The sequence below is a fragment of the Pseudomonas sp. GW822-FHT04C11 genome, from assembly GCF_058800905.1.
In genome coordinates this window covers 95,840-111,826 of sequence record NZ_JBXAMS010000015.1, presented here as the reverse complement: position 1 = coordinate 111,826, position 15,987 = coordinate 95,840, and the positions used below count along the sequence as shown (strand labels likewise).

The window sequence follows — 15,987 nt, the reverse complement described above, 5'->3', positions numbered from 1 at the left end:
AAATGAAAAAATGAACTCGCTCCAGGACCAGGCCGCCATTGCCACCGGGGCAATCGCCGGACCCACCGTCGTAGTGGCGCGGCGAAGCACGCGCAAGACAATCGGCATACTGCTGTGCGTCGGCGCGGTGGTGGTCGTGGCTGCCTGGGGGACCATGGCTGTTTCGAGCGGCACAACCTCGACCGATAACGCCTATGTTCGCGGTGACGTGACCTCACTCGCTGCAAAGGTGGCCGGCTATGTCACTGCGGTAGAGGTCGTGGACAACCAGACCGTCCGGGCGGGTGACGTCCTGTTTCGTATCGATGACCGGGACTTTCGCGCAAAGCTTGCGCAAGCAGAGGCTAATGTCAGCGCGGCAAAGGCTCGCCTGACCCATGTCGATGCGCAGACCCAGCTTCAGCGCGCGTTGATTCGGCAGGCCGAAGCTCAAAGACGTTCAGCCAGCGCCGACATGGATCTGGCAACCAAGACCCACGATCGCAGTCGCAAACTGATCGCCAGCAACGCGGTGAGCCAGGCCTTGTTCGATGAAACCGGCACGGCGCGTTCCAGAGCCGAGGCGTCGGTATCGGCCGCTTCGGCAACGGTGGAGGCGCAACAGCAACACATCGCCGTCTATGTGGCCGAGCGAGAGGCTGCTGTGGCGGCCGTGTCGCAAGCACAGGCTGCGCGCGATCTCGCCCAGATCGATCTTGACTACACCGCGGTACGCGCGCCAGTGGATGGCGTCGTCGGTAACCGCCAGGTTCGTGTCGGCCGGCTCGTGACGCCGGGCGTTTCCCTGCTCGATATCGTGCCGGTCAATGATGTGTGGGTCGTGGCCAATTTCAAGGAAACCCAGCTCGAACATATCCGTCCCGGACAGCGCGTGCGCATCACGGTCGATGGTTACCCCAACACGGCACTTGAAGGCGTGGTCGACAGCTTTGCGCCGGGGAGTGGGGCGGCGTTCAGCTTGCTGCCGCCTGACAACGCAACCGGAAACTTTGTCCGTGTCGTGCAGCGGGTTCCGGTCAAGATCCGGCTGGCCGACAATCCGCTGCCGGGGCGCATCGTGCCAGGTCTGTCCGCGCGGGTGGAGGTGACGCAAGGGGGCGGCTCATGAACACCTTTGCCAGCGCAACGCCGAGCGGCGCCAAGGCTACGACTGGCGTCCTGCTCATCGTGGGCGTCGTGCTGGCCACACTGACGGAAGCGATCGCCGGCACCGTTCTATCAATCGGGCGCGGCGATATCATCGGCGACACCTATGCAACACCTGATGAAATCGCCTGGCTGGATGTCGGCTACACCACGCTCAAGCTGATCGGGTTCATCATGGCCGCATGGCTGATGCAGCGTTTTTCTGCGCGTAACCTGATCATCGGCTCAACCCTGGCCATGGGCCTGGCGTGCTGCATGGCCGCCATCATCGCTCGACTGGACCTGCTGATCGCGCTTCGGATCATTCAAGGCTTCGCCGGTGGCACCCTGCTGGTGGCGGGCCAGGCGATGATTTTTCGTGCCTGGCCGCGAGCCTTTCAGCCGATACTTCAAGCCCTGTTTGCCATGGGCTCGGTGGTTGCGCCCGCGACTATTGCCCCGGCCCTTCAAGGGTGGTTGATCGACAGTCAGTCCTGGACCTGGATTTTCTTCAGCGTGGTACCGCTGGCCCTGGCGGCGACGGGTCTTTTGCTCATTGCAGACGGCCCATCGCCTGCCCAAGTCCGGCAGCGCCCCTTCGACTGGCTCGGCTTCTCCCTGATCTCGGCCACCTTGTTCTGTTTCACCTACGTGCTCAGCCAAGGCAGTCGATGGGACTGGTTCGAGGAACCTCGGATCCTGATGCTGACAATGATCGGCACCGCCGCGCTGCTGGCATTTTTCGGCCAACAAGCGTTGGCCAAAGGCCTGGGGGTATTCGATTTCACGGTGTTCAAATCGAGTGATTTTACCTTTGCCTTTATCGTCAGCTTTGTCGCTGGCGCCGCCTTGTTCGGCAGCGCATTTCTGATTCCGGCATTCGCCCTGTCGGTGCTGGCGTTCACCCCGACCGACGCCGGCTTGCTCCTGCTGCCCAGTGGCGGTTTGTTTGTCGGCTCGCTGCTCATCGCTGCCTTTTTTATCAAAGTGCGCCGCGTTCCACCGGTTGCGACAGTGCCCTTCGGCATCCTGCTGATCATGGGGGCGATGTGGATGCTGTCCGGCTCCACCAGCGACAGCGGCGCCGGTGACATGATGGCGGCTATCCTGTTGCGGGGCCTGGGCCTTGGCTTCCTGTTTCTGTCAATTACGCTGATCGCCTTCAGCGACCTCAACAGCCGCAACCTCGCTTTCGGCATCGGGCTGTTCAATACCGGGCGTCAATTGGGTGGCTTAATGGGCGTCGCCGGGATCCAGACCCTGATTGACCATCACATCGTCATCAATGTCGCGGCTCTCGGCGCCAACGTCACCCCGGGGGGAAACGCGCTCATCGAACGACTGACGGCCACCACGGCGATGTTGGCAGGAAAGGGGATGGATCAAGTGGCCGCTGGCAGGGCAGCGACGAGCCTCTTGGGCAAGGTCGTGTCAGGTCAGGCCACGGTGATTGCCTTCGACACCGCGTTCTACGCCGTGGCCCTGCTGTTTGTCGTCGCCGCGCCCATACTGATCGGCATCAAGATCGGCCTGGTGCGATACGCGAAAGCGCGAGCTGTCGCGTGAGACAGCCCACACCAACCGAGCCCCTGAAACGTCAGCAACAGATACTGTCTGCCAATCTCCTGGCCTGCTGAGTCGCGGCCTCACGCGCGCTGCGATCAACGTCTTCGCCCAGGATGGTTTTCTCCACAATCACTGAATGCACATCCGTCACGCCGACAAACTTCAGCCAGGCTTCAACATAGGGCTTCTGAAAGTCGAAGCGCGTTGCCGGCGTGCTCGACCGCGCCGAAAAATCCAGGCCACGGGCGTACATCACCACGGCGGTTTTGTTGAGCAACATGCCTTCCAGGCCGCGCTCCGCGTCAACGCTGAACAGGATGTCTTTCTGCGACACCAGGTCGATGAAGTGCTTGAGCTTGTACGGAATGCTGAAGTTCCACAGCGGTACAGACATCACCAGCACATCCGAGCGGTGCAGGTGACTTGCCAGCTCTTTCAGGGTATTCCAGGCGTCTTGTTGCGCCGGGGTCAAAGGCGTGCCATTGAGCCCGGCGTATTTGGCCTCCATGGCCAGATCATCGAATTCCGGTAACGCCATGTTCCAAAGGTCGAGCGTGATGATTTCGGTGTCTGGGGCGTGTTCTTGGTAACGCGCAATGAAGCTGCGGGCGACTTCAAGGGAGGCCGAGCGCTGCTTGCGCGGAGAACATTCAATGTGCAGAAGAGTCGTCATGGTTCGCCTCGAGTGGTGGGGGGTAGGGCAGTGGGCGCATTGCAACATAGTTGGATTTGAAATATAAATCGTAAATACCAACACAATTGATCACGAATAAAACTATGTTCGATACACTGCTGCTCAAGACATTTGTCACTGTCGTCGATGAACAAGGCTTCAGCCGTGCCGCCCAGAAGCTGCACCTCACTCAGTCTGCGGTCAGTGGCCACATGCGGCGATTGGAAGAGCAGATTGGTAAACCGCTGTTGACGCGCACCACCCGCTCCCAGCAATTGACTCCCGATGGCGAACGCCTGGTCTCTTATGCGCGCACGATCCTTGTGCTGAACCGTGATGCCTGGGCAGAACTGACGCGCACGCCGTTTCACGGACGGCTGCGGATCGGGGTGTCTGAGGATTTTGTCGAATCGCGGTTATTGCGCACTTTTCAGGATTTCGCGGCGCAGTACCCGGGCCTGGAAATCGACGTGCAGGTGGGCATTCCTGGCACGTTGCTGAACCTGATGAAGCAAGGCCATCTGGAACTGGTCATCGGTTCTCTATGCGAAACCAGCGAAGCGGGGCTACTGCTGTGGCAAGAACCGCTGGTGTGGGCCTGGTCGGCGCAACCCGTCGCTCGGTTACCGACGCCATTGCCGTTGGCCCTGTTCCCCGAGCCGTGCCCTTATCGAGAGACAGCGCTGACACGGCTGGCCCAGGCGGGGATCGCCCAACGCACGGCGATGTTATGCAGCAGCGCCGCCGGGTTGCGGACGGCGGCGCTTGCAGGCTTCGCGGTCGCGCCCATGCCTCTCAGCCAGTTGGGGCAAGGACTGGTGGCTCTTGGGGCCGAACAAGGGTTACCGGATTTACCGGATGTGCAATTTCGGTTGTTCACCTCTCCTGAAGCGGATCAGGCGATTGTGGCGGCGGTTACTCAGCTCATTGTGGCGTATTGCTCTACGCGCAGGGCTTGAGCGTCTTTATGAAGGGGCGTTTTCGACTCAAAGCGGTCACCTCCGCGTTCCAGTATTACTATGCCGATGCTCAGACTGTTTATAGGTAGGTTGATCTATGGCCAGAAGCGTTAGGCTTCAAAAAAAACTTCATACACGGCATCTGATGGAGACAGCTGAAGAGGTGGTACTTGATGATTGCCTTGTTGGAAAACTATGGGCGCTCAACCAAGGTGACAGATTACAGTTGAATTCAGCCTCCTTCGGTTCTGGAGCTGTTCAAAAGTACCGCTTGGAATACGTGATAACGAGAGGCCCTGTTTCTGGACACTGGCTGTACAAAAAATTTGACCCAGAAGAACTTGTATTATTTTTTACGGCAAAAGACTTTGACGGCATTTGCCATGGCTGGACTCTGTTTGACGAGTGACAACCTCAGTTTTGGCTCTCTGAGAGGCAGCTTTGGGTTTGCTGCCCATCGCCATGGGTAGCAATCGGCCAAAAGCGGTCTGTCGACGTCCTGCATGTCATTGGCGAAGACCGGCAGCAGTGCCTCGTTGAAGTAAACATTGGCCATCGACAAGCTGCACAGTAAGGCAATGCCCGCCAGAATCAGCGGCGTGAAGTGTGTGTTGAGTGACATCAGGCATGGCTCCAAAGCGACTTTCAGGTATCCGATGAGAGACGGGCGACATCGGGCGCGGATTCGGCGCCGACCTCGTTTTGACGTCCCAGGAATAGAAAGACCACGGCGGCAGTGAACAGCGTGAACATCGCCAGCAGTTGCAACAAGGTGTTGAATCCTGCGGTATAGGCCGAGCGCAGCATCGTCAACGGGATTTGGCTGGCGTCGGTGCTCGCGTGCTGGATATCACCCATCACCAGGCGTTGCGCGATAGTTGAATAGTCAACAGCGGACAGTTTGACCGAGTCACTGATGCTCAGATGGTGTGCGACCAGGGCTGTCAGCACCGCAACAGTGATTGCCAGGGCGACACCTTCGCTGGCCACCCGCGTCGTGTTGAAAATACCAGCGGCCATCCCCGCCCGTTCCTTGGGGATCACGCTGATCGACAAACCATCCATCAAACCCCAGGGCAGGCCTGTACCGATACCGGTCAGCAGCATGGCCGCGATGATCTGCGCGTGCGTGCCGGCCGGGATCGTACTCAGCCAGTAGAGCCCGGCCGCTGCGATCACGAAGCCGATTGCGCAGAGTACGCCCGCCGACAACCAGCGAGTTAGCGACGCGGCAATGATCGGGACAATCAGCATCGGGGCAGAGAGTGCCAACATCATCAGCCCCGCTTCAAAGGCGCTGGCCCCGTCCACGCCGATAAACCGAAACGGCAGCAATACGATCAAGACGATGTAGCAATAGCAGGTGCCGATCGGCAGGATCTGTACACCGACAAAGCGCGGAAACAGAAATAGCCCCAGATCCAGCATCGGATGTTTCGCCCGATTTTCAACAATGATAAACAGCAGCAAAAAGACCACCGACGCGCCAAGCAGCGCATGGATGACCGGCGAGCCCCAGCCTTGCTCAGGTGCCAGGATCACCGCCGTGGTAAACATGATCAGCAGGCCGGAAAACGTCAGCACGCCGGGCGTATCCAGACGCTGTGCTTGCGGGTCGCGGCTTTCGCGCATTTTCGGCAGGGCAAATATCAAGGAAAGGATGGCGAGCAGGGCCGTGAAAAGGAAAATTGCACGCCAGCCCAAGTACTCGATCAGCAACCCCGATAACAACGGACCGAAGGCCAGGCCAACCCCGAAAGTGGTGCCCAGAAGGCTGAAAGCACGAGTTCTGGCATGCCCATCAAACTCCTGCGCCAGTGCCGCCGAACCGCTGGCCAGGGCTGCCGCCGCGGCAATGCCTTGCACGCCACGCAACAGGTCCAGCCAGAAAATATCGGGGACCGCCGCCAACAGGATCGACACCAGTGCAAACAACGCCATGCCGCACATGAATAGTCGCTTGCGCCCGTAGAGGTCAGCGAGGGTGCCGGCGGCCATCAGCAGGCTGCCGAAGCTAAGCATGAAAGCATTGGTGATCCAGGCCAGTTCCGTGGGATGGGCATCAAAGGTTTGACCAATGAACGGCGTGGCCACTGCCCCGCCGGTAAAGCTCATGGGCAATACCAAGGCGGCGAGGCAAATTGCAGCCAATATGGAGTGCCGGCCATGGGCCGGCAGCGGTTCGGTAGCTGAGTTCATTAGGTGATTCCCTGCATATCTATGAAGTATCAGTGCTGTCCAGGCCGAGGCGCGCGATCGTTCGTACACTCTAGTTAGGATACAATCGAAGATAAACGGGCTTTTATTCCGCTTATAGTGAACCAAAAGGATGTAATCGAGTTGTGGACAGTCTTAGTGGGGTGATCTCATTCGTAAAAACCGCCGAGGCGCTCAGTTTCATCAGCGCCGCCAGGGTGTTGGGGATTTCTGCCTCGGCCGTGGGCAAAAACGTCGCCAAACTTGAGGCTTCGCTGAATGTGCGGTTATTGCACCGCAGCACCCGCAAAGTCAGCCTGACAGCGGAGGGACAGTTGTTCTATGAACGCTGCCGAAAGATCCTCGACGATCTTCAAGATGCCCGGGCGATGCTTTCCCATGCCACACAGGAACCCCGTGGAAAGTTACGCGTCAGCTTGCCCACCATCGGTTATCGCTTTCTTTTTCCCCATTTGGCGCGGTTCCGCAAAACCTATCCGGAGATTGAGCTGGAACTGGACTTCAACGACCAGTTGGTGGATGTGATCGATGAAGGCTTTGACGTAGTGATTCGCAGCGGCGGCCAGGCCGACTCCAAGCTGATGGCCCGAAAGTTGGGGCCTTTTAAGTTTGTCCTGTGCGCATCACCTGACTATCTGCAGCGTAAGGGACGGCCTGTCACTATCAGTGACCTCGAGCATCACGAGTGCTTGCGTTATCGATTTGTCACGACGGGTAAAATAATGGACTGGAGTATGTCTTCGGCCCCCCAGTTCACGCAGTTGCGCCTGCCAACCGCTCTGACATTGAACAATATGGAAGCCATGCTGATGGCCGTGGTGGATGGGCACGGTATCGCATTTGTCCCGGACTTCCTGGCGCGCGAAGCTATCGCCCAAGGGCGCCTGGAAACGCTGCTCGACGGTCACAGCGAAGATCAAGGGCAGTTCTGGGCATTGTGGCCGTCCAGTCGCCATCTTTCACCGAAAATCCGCGTATTCGTGGACTTTGCCGCCGAGCATCTGTTTGCCATCCCTCCCGTCGACAGCCCAGCTGCAACTCGCTCATGAAGCACAGTCGCCACCGCGCCGTCCTTACAGGTTGTTGCCTCTGTGCCGATAATCGCTGACCGTCCGCTGGAACGAAAAGGTAACGAACAGGGGACGGATTTATTTATGGATGTTGTCCCGTCCTGAATAAGGTTTACAGCTGTTTCAGGACTAGACATTTCGAATATATTTTTTTGGAGAAGACATGTTCAGTCACATTCAGATTGGCGCTCGTGACCTCGCTACCATGATCACTTTCTACGATGCGGTTCTCACGACCTTGGGGTTGGTGCGTATGCCTGATGAAGATGACGATGGCCCTGCTGGAGCAGGCTGGCGGCTCCCAGGAAGAAAATGGCCACAATTTTTCGTTCAGTTGCCCTTTAACGGATTACCGGCTACGTGGGGGAACGGCACACAAGTCAGCTTTGCAGCCCACTCACAAAAACAGGTGCAAGCTGCCTGGGAAGCCGCGATGGCGATGGGCGGCAAGGACGAAGGAGCGCCGGGCTTACGGCCACAGTATTCGGAAGACTACTTTGGCGCGTATTGCCGCGATCCCGAGGGTAACAAACTGTGCTTTGTCCATGCAGACGATATGGTGTGATACACCAACGCCCTAAGCGCTGGATCAACAAGACGTATTGCCCGGAAGGGGCGAACGTTTCGCCCGCGCAGCGGAGGCAGGAAGAGTTTCCCCGGCCGTGATTACCAGCATCATTGCGTTGGTCCTGCTGGTTTGGGCAACCTATGCTTCGGCGGGCCCCTTCGTGTGGGTCGGCACTGAACCGAAAATGGGCGTCCCCTTTTTGCTATTTGGCGAGCATTCTCGCCTAAATGGGTGTCCGGTTTCATTAGACCACTACAATTCGCCTCCTTAATGCGTCGACATCACTGCCGGCCTGACCGGAAGCTCGGAGTATTGTGGGTGCTGTTTCACGAAGGTTCGAACCGACTGTTCCTGCCTGTCCGCCACACACACGGCAATGCTGGGGTGGTCGACCGTACAGGTTGCTAGTGCAAGAATGCCGCAGTTCTTGACGCCATAGATGGCTGCTGGGTGCGCAGCGAGTGGGCAGCCGTACGTCATCTCGCCCAAGTAATTGAGTTGGCCATTCGTCACGGTAAAGCGCAGGGGTTTTGAGTAGGGCCCCATGAGGCCGCGACGCGAGCCAAGGTCACTCACCTCATAGGTGCCTGCGGGCAGCCATGCCGAGTAATAATCCTTAGGGGCCCAGCCGTAGGTTTTGCCGGTATTCACGTCGCGAAAGCTGATCCAGGTGCCATAGGGGCCGCCCTCGATCAGTGCACCCAGGACGAGGCCTGCGTTTTCTGCGGAATAGACTTTTGAGTCCAGGGCCATTTCGGGCGGCAATGCCGAGCAGGCACCCACTAAGGCTGTGACTCCAATCACAAACAGCTGACTTATCTTGTGCATTCAATCCTCGGTCCATCGAAACAAAATGTGGCTTTCCTATTATGATGCAGTACTTCTCAACTCAAGCGTTAAGGATGACACCCCTCTATGAGTAGTTTTTTTACGGGCCGTGTATTGGGTGCCGTGGCTTTCGCATTGATCTTGAGCGGCTGCAGTGTATCGGGCAGTTACCCGGACGCAACCGAGCTAGACGCCGCCAAGCTACGTTTTATCAGCGACATGAGTAGTGCCACTTTGAGCGTGCTCGATGAGCAGCACTGCGGTGGGCAAACCACGGGCATCCTCAATAACTTGTTCCTCGCCAATACTCGCAGGCGAGTGGACATGTCGATGCCACCGGTCTCTGATAAAACGCCTTATCTGGAAATCCGGCTGTCCCCGAATAAAGAGCTGCTGCTGCATTTGAATACCCAAGGGACAGGCTCGGTGTGTGGCATGGCCTTCACCTTCACGCCGCAAAGTGGCGCTGAATACGAGTTGACGTTCAATCGCGCCGGCAGTCAGTGCATGACAATGCTTAAACGTCTGCACCAGGTGCAGGGCCAAGTGGCGCGCTCACCAGTCCCGCTGGTGAATAAAGGAATACCAAGCTGCATGGGCGCTAACGCCCTGTTCCCTGTGCCCGCAAAAGGCCTGCCGGCCACCCCGGAACGTGACGGATTGATTGAGCAGATTGTCTCGCAGAGTATCATCACGGAGATGAAACCCGGGGCCACTTCTCTAAGCGAGAGCGCCCAGGTCGAGGCCGTCGATCTGGTGGTCAACAAGCGCAAACAGCAGATGAACCTTGATCTGCCGGATGCCTATTGGGTCCAATATCGACAGAACGTCGCGACTTACCTGGTTCAAACGCAAGGGATAAAGGCCAACGCGTTTGATCAGTACAAAGTTGAGTACCGCACGCGCCTCTCCCGATTGGATACACCCTCCATCAAGGCGCTGGTGCCTGATACCCAAGCAACTGACGTCACCCAGGCGCTGGCCACTAACGGTGCCATGTTGCAGTACTACCACCGGCTCAATGAACAGCTGCAAAAGGAGGTGATGGCGAATAACTGGGCGCGCATGGCCGAATTGGACAAGCGTTATGGAGTGTGCGAACGATACGCACAGTGCTGGCAGAATTGATGATTGAAAGTGGAATGGAATATCTATGGCGAACGCATGTAAATCCGTCACGCCCTTGTCTTGATCCACCTGGCCGCCGTGTTGCTGTTTTGGCAATACGCGACGCCAGTTGAACACGCGTATGAGCGTGGACGGTGACGTAGTTGACCAGTGAGTAGTGATTCAAGGACGCCACGGATGCACATACCCCCCCGCCCTTCAGAGCAGCAGGTAGGTTCTTGCGAAGCTCCTCGCGGGTATCAGACTTGGCTGAATTGATATCGTTCTTCCCCTTCACACGCTCGATCACCCCCCTCAGTTTGAGAGGAGGATCAGTTCGGCAGTCGGTGTCGGTTTGGGTGTCATCCATTTTTTTTGGGGGGGGGGGGGGGGATGGTTCAGATGTGGGATGGGTTTGCCTGGTCCTTGGCAAACTGCGATTCAAGAATGCACGAAAAGGGGGTTGGGCAGTGAAGATTCGTCGATCTCTTGAAAAAAGGATGAAAGCTATAGAGACCTCAGGTCGAGGGCGCTTTCATGAGGGTGCTGAAGAGGGGGAGGTATTACTTTCTACTAATCTAGAAGATGGCAGGCTAGATGTATATGTGGATGGTTTTTCCTTTGGGAAAAATGAAATCGTGGATAAAATATTGTTTGCTGACATTTCTAGCATTAACAGCCACCTGAAGGTAGAGTTGTTTTTGAACGCTGGGCGCTCAGGGGATTTGGATTTTTATGTTCCTTTAGATATAGAATATGGCTCATCTCATTTGTCGCTTTCTCTACCGTTCTTGACTTACTCTAATGTTATGAATATTTTGGTTGGGCTTAGAGAGGACTGGATGAAACAATCCTCTTCTAATGGATAGTTGCTGCAAAAAGGTCGTGTGATCGGGGCTGTAGATGATATTCCGGCAGTATCACCACTTGCTCGGGATGGTTTGCGCGAAGACTTAGCGGCACGAACTGGTATTCCTCAAGATCTAGACATTAAAAGGGGAAGGATTTATTTATTGATAAACGATTTAGTCGTTGAAAATAAATCTGTCCGCTTTTTGGTCCGTTTTTTTTGTGTTTTTTTAGATGGTGGAGAGCTTGATGCGTAATGCTGAATCCAAAGCATTGAAGTCGTTATACGATTTGGCCAGTCCGGGCAAACGCCTGGCCGGATATTTTATTGATCTGTCTATTGTGTTTGTTCTGATGTTTTTGAAAGGATTGATTGGTTATAAACTCATGGCGAGTAGCTCCTACAGCGTCGCGCTTTTTTACAGCGTGATCAATAATATTCTGCTGGTTCTCGCGATCAGCTATTTTCTGTTTTGTGATGCTCTACCGAACGGCCAGAGTGTGGGTAAACGGTTGTTGAAGATGTCCGTAGTAGGATTTCCTGTGAATACGAAGTGCACGATTTTTCAGTCGCTTTTACGAAACGTTCCGAAAGTGATGTTTAGTATTTTAGACGCAGTCTTTGTGTTTTTCGGGTTTAGGCGACGTCTCGGCGATATGCTTGCCATGACCATGGTGGTCAATGTCAAATAAATTGATTTCGGTATGGCTATGATGAGAGAAGGGGGCGGATTTATTTATGGATAACCGAGTTTTGTCTGTCCAGTCCTGAAATAGGTTTACACCTGTTTTCACTTCAACGTCCGGTTGCAGCTCTTCCTGTTTCTGCCACTCTGGCGAAGTCACCCCGGATGATGACTGCTGAAGTGGCAAACGTTGCGCAGCCTCTGCGGTCGACTTATCGATAGATGGCGTAGTCATTTGATCGTAACAACGACCTTGCCCTTGGCTCGTCCCTGCTCGACGTACTTCAATGCCTCTGCCGTAGATTCAAAGGGGAAGGAGCGGTCAACTACAGGTTTGATGATTCCGGCCTCAATGAGCGCGGTGATTTGTTGCAGCTGGGTGCCATTTGAGCGCATGAACACGAACGCGTAGCTGACGTCCTGCTTGCGTGCCTTGCGCCGAATACCGAGGCTCAGCAGGCGCATGACTTGCTGCAATGGCCAGGACAACCCTTGCTCCTGCGCGAACTGCGCAGTGGGTGGCCCTGAGATGGAAATGAGCTGGCCACCGGGCTTGAGGACCTTGAGTGACTTCTCCAGTACGTCTGCGCCGAGGCTGTTCAACACCACGTCGTAGTCGTGCAAGACACTGTCGAAATTCTGCTGTGTGTAGTCGATCACCAGGTCGGCCCCCAGCGCCTTCACCCATTCGACATTCGCGGTGCTGGTGGTGGTCGCGACAAAGGCGCCGAGGTGTTTGGCAAGTTGGATGGCGAGGGTACCGACACCACCGGAGCCAGCGTGGATCAGCACTTTCTGGCCACTTTTCAGTTGGGCGGTTTCGACCAGCACCTGCCAGGCGGTCAGCGCGACCAAGGGGATGGACGCGGCTTGTGCCATGTTGGTATTGGCAGGTTTCAGGGCGATCGCGTTTTCGTTCACGGCGATCAATTGAGCGAACGTCCCGATCCGCGCTTCGGGCGGGCGAGCGTAGACTTCATCTCCCGGTTTGAAGCGTTTCACGTGCGAGCCAACCTCAACCACGATGCCCGCCAGGTCATTGCCCAGTACCAGCGGAAATGAATAGGGCAAGATCAGTTTGAATTCGCCTTTGCGGATCTTCGAATCCAACTGGTTGACGCTGCTGGCGTGTACCTCAATCAAGACGTCGCGGGCGCCCACCGCGGGGGCGGGCACTTCGCCAATGCGCCCGGTGTTCTTGCCATAGCGATCAATTAAAAATGCCTTCATCGTTGTGCGGCTCTTGTCGGTTGGAATGAGGGTGGGCGGAGCGTTTGCGGCGTTGCTGCGCCGTGTTATCAGGCATCAAGGAACGCCAGTACCTTGGTCACAAAGTCAACGTAGTGCTGGAAAATGCCGCCGTGCCCGGCATCTTCATAAATGACCAGCTGTGCGTTGGGAATGCAGTTGGCAAGCGCAATCGAGTTAACGCTGGGCACCATGATGTCGTTGTCGCCGTTGACGATCAGCGTCGGCATCCACAAGCGCCCGAGGTTTTGGGGCGCCTGTTTGCCCCACGCGGTGATGGCTTTCAACTGCCGTAGGAAAGCGCTGGGCGTCGGGCCTTTGTCACGATTTTTTTTGCGCTCTTTCAAGCGCTGCAAATACTGCGATGCGGCTCGATTGCCATTGGGCGTCGAAGTAAAGAACAGGTAGACCTTGGGATCTCGCAAGGTCAGCAAGCCCTTGATCATCAATGGCCACGTCACCGAACCGACCTTGTCGATACCGGTGCCGCCGGCCGGCCCGGTTCCGCTGAGAATCAATCGGCGTACCAATTCGGGTGCCTTCAGGGCGATGTCCTGAGCGACGAAGCCTCCGAGTGAAAAACCGAGCACGTCGACGGTCTCGAAACCCAGCGCACGTATCAGCTGGATGGCATCGTCAGCCATTTCGCCGACCGTCAGTGGCGCGGTTCCACCAGAGCCGCCGATGCCGCGATAGTCGGTGGCAATGACGCGCCGTGTTTGTGCCAGGCCATCGATTATCGCGGGGTCGAAGTTGTCCAGCACCGCGCCCCAATGGTTAAACAGTACGAGTGGCACACCGGTTGTGGGGCCGGTGTCGCGATAGGCGAAGGGAATGCCGTTGACCGTAATCGACTGGTTCGCCGCGTCGACGAACGACGTCTGCGAGCCAGCGGGGGTATTTGTCTTCGTTGGATTCATTTCTACTCCGAACAGCGGGCCGGATTCGATGCAGCGTCTGGCACGCCTGCATCGAATCCGGCGCGAATGCTCGCTACCAAAAGATCACTGTTGAGTGTGGTAGCGCTGGGCAACCGCAGACTGGCGGATTTGCCCCAGCAGACCCTGACGTGCGATTTGCAGGTCATCCCAGCGTTCAGCTTCTTGCAGCGGCGGGATCGTCACCGGTTCGCGACGATCGAAACCGACCAGTGCTGCATCCACCAGATCGTCCACTTCCATGATTTCGTTCAAGGTGTTGATGTCGACGCCGGAGCGATCCCAGATTTCCGTGCGGGTGGCCGCCGGCAGCACGGCCTGCACGTACACGCCCTGAGGTGAAAGTTCCAAACTCAGGCCTTGGGAAAGGAACAGCACAAACGCCTTGGTCGCACCGTAGACCGACATGCCGAACTCCGGCGCAAGACCCACCACCGAACCGATGTTGATGATCGTGCCGTCGCCTGCTTTGGCCAGGCGTGGGGCGATGGCGCTGGCCAGGCGCACCAGCGCCGTGGTGTTGAGGGCGACCAGTTGCGCAACGCTGTCGGTGCTTTGGTCGATGAAGTTGCCGGACAGAGCGGCGCCGGCGTTATTGACGAGGATGCCGATACGGGCGTCGTCGCGCAGGCGGGACTCAACGGTTGTCAGATCGCTGAGTTGGGTCAGATCCGCCGGAATTACATCGACGGCGACGCCGTGTTCGCTGCGCAATCGGGCTGCAAGTGCGTCCAGGCGTGCCTGGTCGCGGGCGACTATTACCAGGTCGTGACCGCGTTGAGCGAAGCGTTCGGCGTAGACGGCGCCAATGCCGGTGGAGGCGCCAGTGATGAGAACAGTAGGGCGAGTGCTCATGGGATCATCTCTCTTTCAGGGTGTGTGAAAACAGAAAACGCGGTCATTGATTGCTCAGCTTGCGGTGGAGCTCGATTCAGCCAACGTCGGGTAGTCGATGTAACCTGCCGAGCCGCCGCCATAGAGGGTGGCGGGATTGAAAGCGGACAACGGCGCGCCACGCTTGAGGCGCTCCACCAGATCCGGGTTGCCAATGAACGGGCGACCGAACGCGATCAGATCGGCCTGGTCTTCGGCGAGCCGCGAAGTCGCCAGGTCCAGGTCATAGCCGTTGTTGGCGATGTAGGTGTTTTTGAAGCGCTGGCGCAGGGCGCCGAAATCGAATGGCGCCACGTCACGCGGGCCACCGGTCGCGCCTTCGACCACGTGCAGATAAACGACGCCGAGGGCGTCGAGTTGATCAACGACGTAATCGAATTGCGCCTGCGGATCGCTGCTGGAAACGCCATTGGCCGGCGACACCGGCGACAAGCGCACACCGGTGCGATCCACGCCGATTTCATTGACGACGGCTGCCGTCACGTCGAGCAACAGACGCGCACGATTTTCAATCGAACCGCCGTAAGCATCGGTGCGCACGTTGGCGCTGTCCTTGAGGAATTGATCCAGCAAATAGCCGTTTGCGCCGTGAATCTCCACGCCATCGAACCCGGCGGCGATAGCGTTTGCTGCGGCCCGGCGGAAATCGGCGACGATCCCCGGTAGTTCGCTGATGTTCAGTGCGCGCGGCTCGGAGACGTCTTCAAAGCGGTTGTTGACGAATACTTTTGTCGCGGCTCGCAACGCAGAAGGGGCTACGGGTGCGGCGCCGTTTTCTTGCAGATCAACGTGCGATACGCGGCCGACATGCCACAGTTGCAGGAAGATTTTTCCGCCCTTGGCGTGGACGGCATCGGTCACTTTGCGCCAGCCATCAATCTGCGCCTGCGTATAGATCCCGGGGGTGTCCTGATAGCCCTGACCCTGTTGGGAAATCTGCGTGGCTTCGCTGATCAGCAAGCCTGCGCTTGCGCGTTGGCTGTAATAGGTGGCCGCGAACTCGCTTGGCACAAAGCCTTCGCCTGCGCGGTTGCGTGTCAGTGGCGCGAGGACGACACGGTTCGACAGCGTGAGGGCGCCAAGCGTGTAAGGGGTAAACAGATTCTGGTCGGTCATTTGGTATTTCTTCCGTGCCCGTTGATGAAGATCGTTGTGCGTGCAATTAGGATGATGATCGAAATCTAAACTGTCAACGATTTTGATTATGACCAACATCTATGTATCATTGGGCGCATGATTTCCCAGTGGACATGAGGTAT

The 15,987-nt window shown here is 57.0% G+C and carries 17 protein-coding genes; 9 read left to right on the top strand and 8 right to left on the bottom strand.

Features of this window, described 5'->3' with window-relative positions:
* The first annotated feature begins 10 nt into the window (after positions 1–10).
* On the top strand, positions 11–1,108 hold the full coding sequence (locus AC1RJ3_RS22370) for an HlyD family secretion protein (RefSeq protein WP_493080568.1): 1,098 nt from the start codon (positions 11–13) through the stop codon (positions 1,106–1,108).
* Entirely contained in the window at positions 1,105–2,691 is a 1,587-nt protein-coding gene (locus AC1RJ3_RS22365) for a DHA2 family efflux MFS transporter permease subunit (RefSeq protein ID WP_347927178.1), read from the top strand. Before AC1RJ3_RS22370 ends, AC1RJ3_RS22365 begins: the two co-directional genes overlap by 4 nt.
* 31 nt (positions 2,692–2,722) lie before the next feature.
* Here the strand turns inward: AC1RJ3_RS22365 and AC1RJ3_RS22360 are convergent, their stop codons facing one another.
* Positions 2,723–3,364, bottom strand: a complete 642-nt coding sequence (locus AC1RJ3_RS22360; RefSeq protein WP_493080566.1) for an FMN-dependent NADH-azoreductase — start codon at positions 3,362–3,364, stop codon at positions 2,723–2,725.
* A 104-nt stretch (positions 3,365–3,468) separates the two neighbouring features.
* On the opposite strand from AC1RJ3_RS22360, the gene AC1RJ3_RS22355 reads away from it, so the two are divergent.
* Entirely contained in the window at positions 3,469–4,323 is an 855-nt protein-coding gene (locus tag AC1RJ3_RS22355) for a LysR substrate-binding domain-containing protein (protein ID WP_493080564.1), read from the top strand.
* A 346-nt stretch (positions 4,324–4,669) separates the two neighbouring features.
* Here AC1RJ3_RS22355 and AC1RJ3_RS22350 read toward each other — a convergent pair whose 3' ends face one another.
* Entirely contained in the window at positions 4,670–4,945 is a 276-nt protein-coding gene (locus AC1RJ3_RS22350; protein ID WP_347927175.1) for a hypothetical protein, read from the bottom strand.
* A 23-nt stretch (positions 4,946–4,968) separates the two neighbouring features.
* Complete coding sequence (locus AC1RJ3_RS22345; protein WP_347927174.1) at positions 4,969–6,522, bottom strand: MFS transporter; 1,554 nt, start codon at positions 6,520–6,522, stop codon at positions 4,969–4,971.
* Between the two features lie 143 nt (positions 6,523–6,665).
* On the opposite strand from AC1RJ3_RS22345, the gene AC1RJ3_RS22340 reads away from it, so the two are divergent.
* Positions 6,666–7,589 carry a LysR family transcriptional regulator gene (locus AC1RJ3_RS22340; protein WP_493080562.1) on the top strand — a complete coding sequence of 308 codons (924 nt, stop codon included), beginning with the start codon at positions 6,666–6,668 and terminating at the stop codon, positions 7,587–7,589.
* A gap of 184 nt (positions 7,590–7,773) precedes the next feature.
* Complete coding sequence (locus tag AC1RJ3_RS22335; RefSeq protein ID WP_347927172.1) at positions 7,774–8,175, top strand: VOC family protein; 402 nt, start codon at positions 7,774–7,776, stop codon at positions 8,173–8,175.
* 270 nt (positions 8,176–8,445) lie between these two features.
* Here AC1RJ3_RS22335 and AC1RJ3_RS22330 read toward each other — a convergent pair whose 3' ends face one another.
* Positions 8,446–9,006 (bottom strand): hypothetical protein, encoded by a 561-nt coding sequence (locus tag AC1RJ3_RS22330; RefSeq protein ID WP_347927171.1) that lies wholly within the window; start codon positions 9,004–9,006, stop codon positions 8,446–8,448.
* An 87-nt stretch (positions 9,007–9,093) separates the two neighbouring features.
* On the opposite strand from AC1RJ3_RS22330, the gene AC1RJ3_RS22325 reads away from it, so the two are divergent.
* The 4 genes from AC1RJ3_RS22325 (at position 9,094) to AC1RJ3_RS22310 (ending at position 11,655) form a co-directional block, all read left to right on the top strand.
* The gene (locus tag AC1RJ3_RS22325; RefSeq protein ID WP_493080559.1) at positions 9,094–10,134 is read left to right on the top strand and encodes a hypothetical protein; all 1,041 of its coding nucleotides are present in this window, start codon (positions 9,094–9,096) and stop codon (positions 10,132–10,134) included.
* Positions 10,135–10,583: 449 nt separating this feature from the next.
* The gene (locus AC1RJ3_RS22320) at positions 10,584–10,982 is read left to right on the top strand and encodes a hypothetical protein (protein WP_146039821.1); all 399 of its coding nucleotides are present in this window, start codon (positions 10,584–10,586) and stop codon (positions 10,980–10,982) included.
* 18 nt (positions 10,983–11,000) lie between these two features.
* On the top strand, positions 11,001–11,219 hold the full coding sequence (locus AC1RJ3_RS22315) for a hypothetical protein (RefSeq protein WP_493080556.1): 219 nt from the start codon (positions 11,001–11,003) through the stop codon (positions 11,217–11,219).
* Positions 11,212–11,655: an RDD family protein gene (locus tag AC1RJ3_RS22310; protein WP_347927168.1), complete on the top strand. Its 444-nt coding sequence runs from the start codon at positions 11,212–11,214 to the stop codon at positions 11,653–11,655. Before AC1RJ3_RS22315 ends, AC1RJ3_RS22310 begins: the two co-directional genes overlap by 8 nt.
* Positions 11,656–11,879: 224 nt before the next feature.
* On the opposite strand, the gene AC1RJ3_RS22305 is transcribed toward AC1RJ3_RS22310, so the two are convergent.
* The 4 genes from AC1RJ3_RS22305 to AC1RJ3_RS22290 form a co-directional block, all read right to left on the bottom strand.
* On the bottom strand, positions 11,880–12,878 hold the full coding sequence (locus AC1RJ3_RS22305) for an NADP-dependent oxidoreductase (protein ID WP_493080554.1): 999 nt from the start codon (positions 12,876–12,878) through the stop codon (positions 11,880–11,882).
* 68 nt (positions 12,879–12,946) lie between these two features.
* A complete protein-coding gene (locus AC1RJ3_RS22300) occupies positions 12,947–13,816 on the bottom strand; it encodes an alpha/beta fold hydrolase (protein ID WP_493080552.1) in 870 nt (289 codons plus the stop codon).
* An 84-nt stretch (positions 13,817–13,900) separates the two neighbouring features.
* Positions 13,901–14,689, bottom strand: coding sequence for an SDR family NAD(P)-dependent oxidoreductase (locus AC1RJ3_RS22295; protein WP_493080550.1), 789 nt, complete (start codon positions 14,687–14,689; stop codon positions 13,901–13,903).
* 54 nt (positions 14,690–14,743) lie between these two features.
* A complete protein-coding gene (locus AC1RJ3_RS22290) occupies positions 14,744–15,844 on the bottom strand; it encodes an alkene reductase (RefSeq protein WP_493080548.1) in 1,101 nt (366 codons plus the stop codon).
* Positions 15,845–15,987 lie beyond the last annotated feature (143 nt).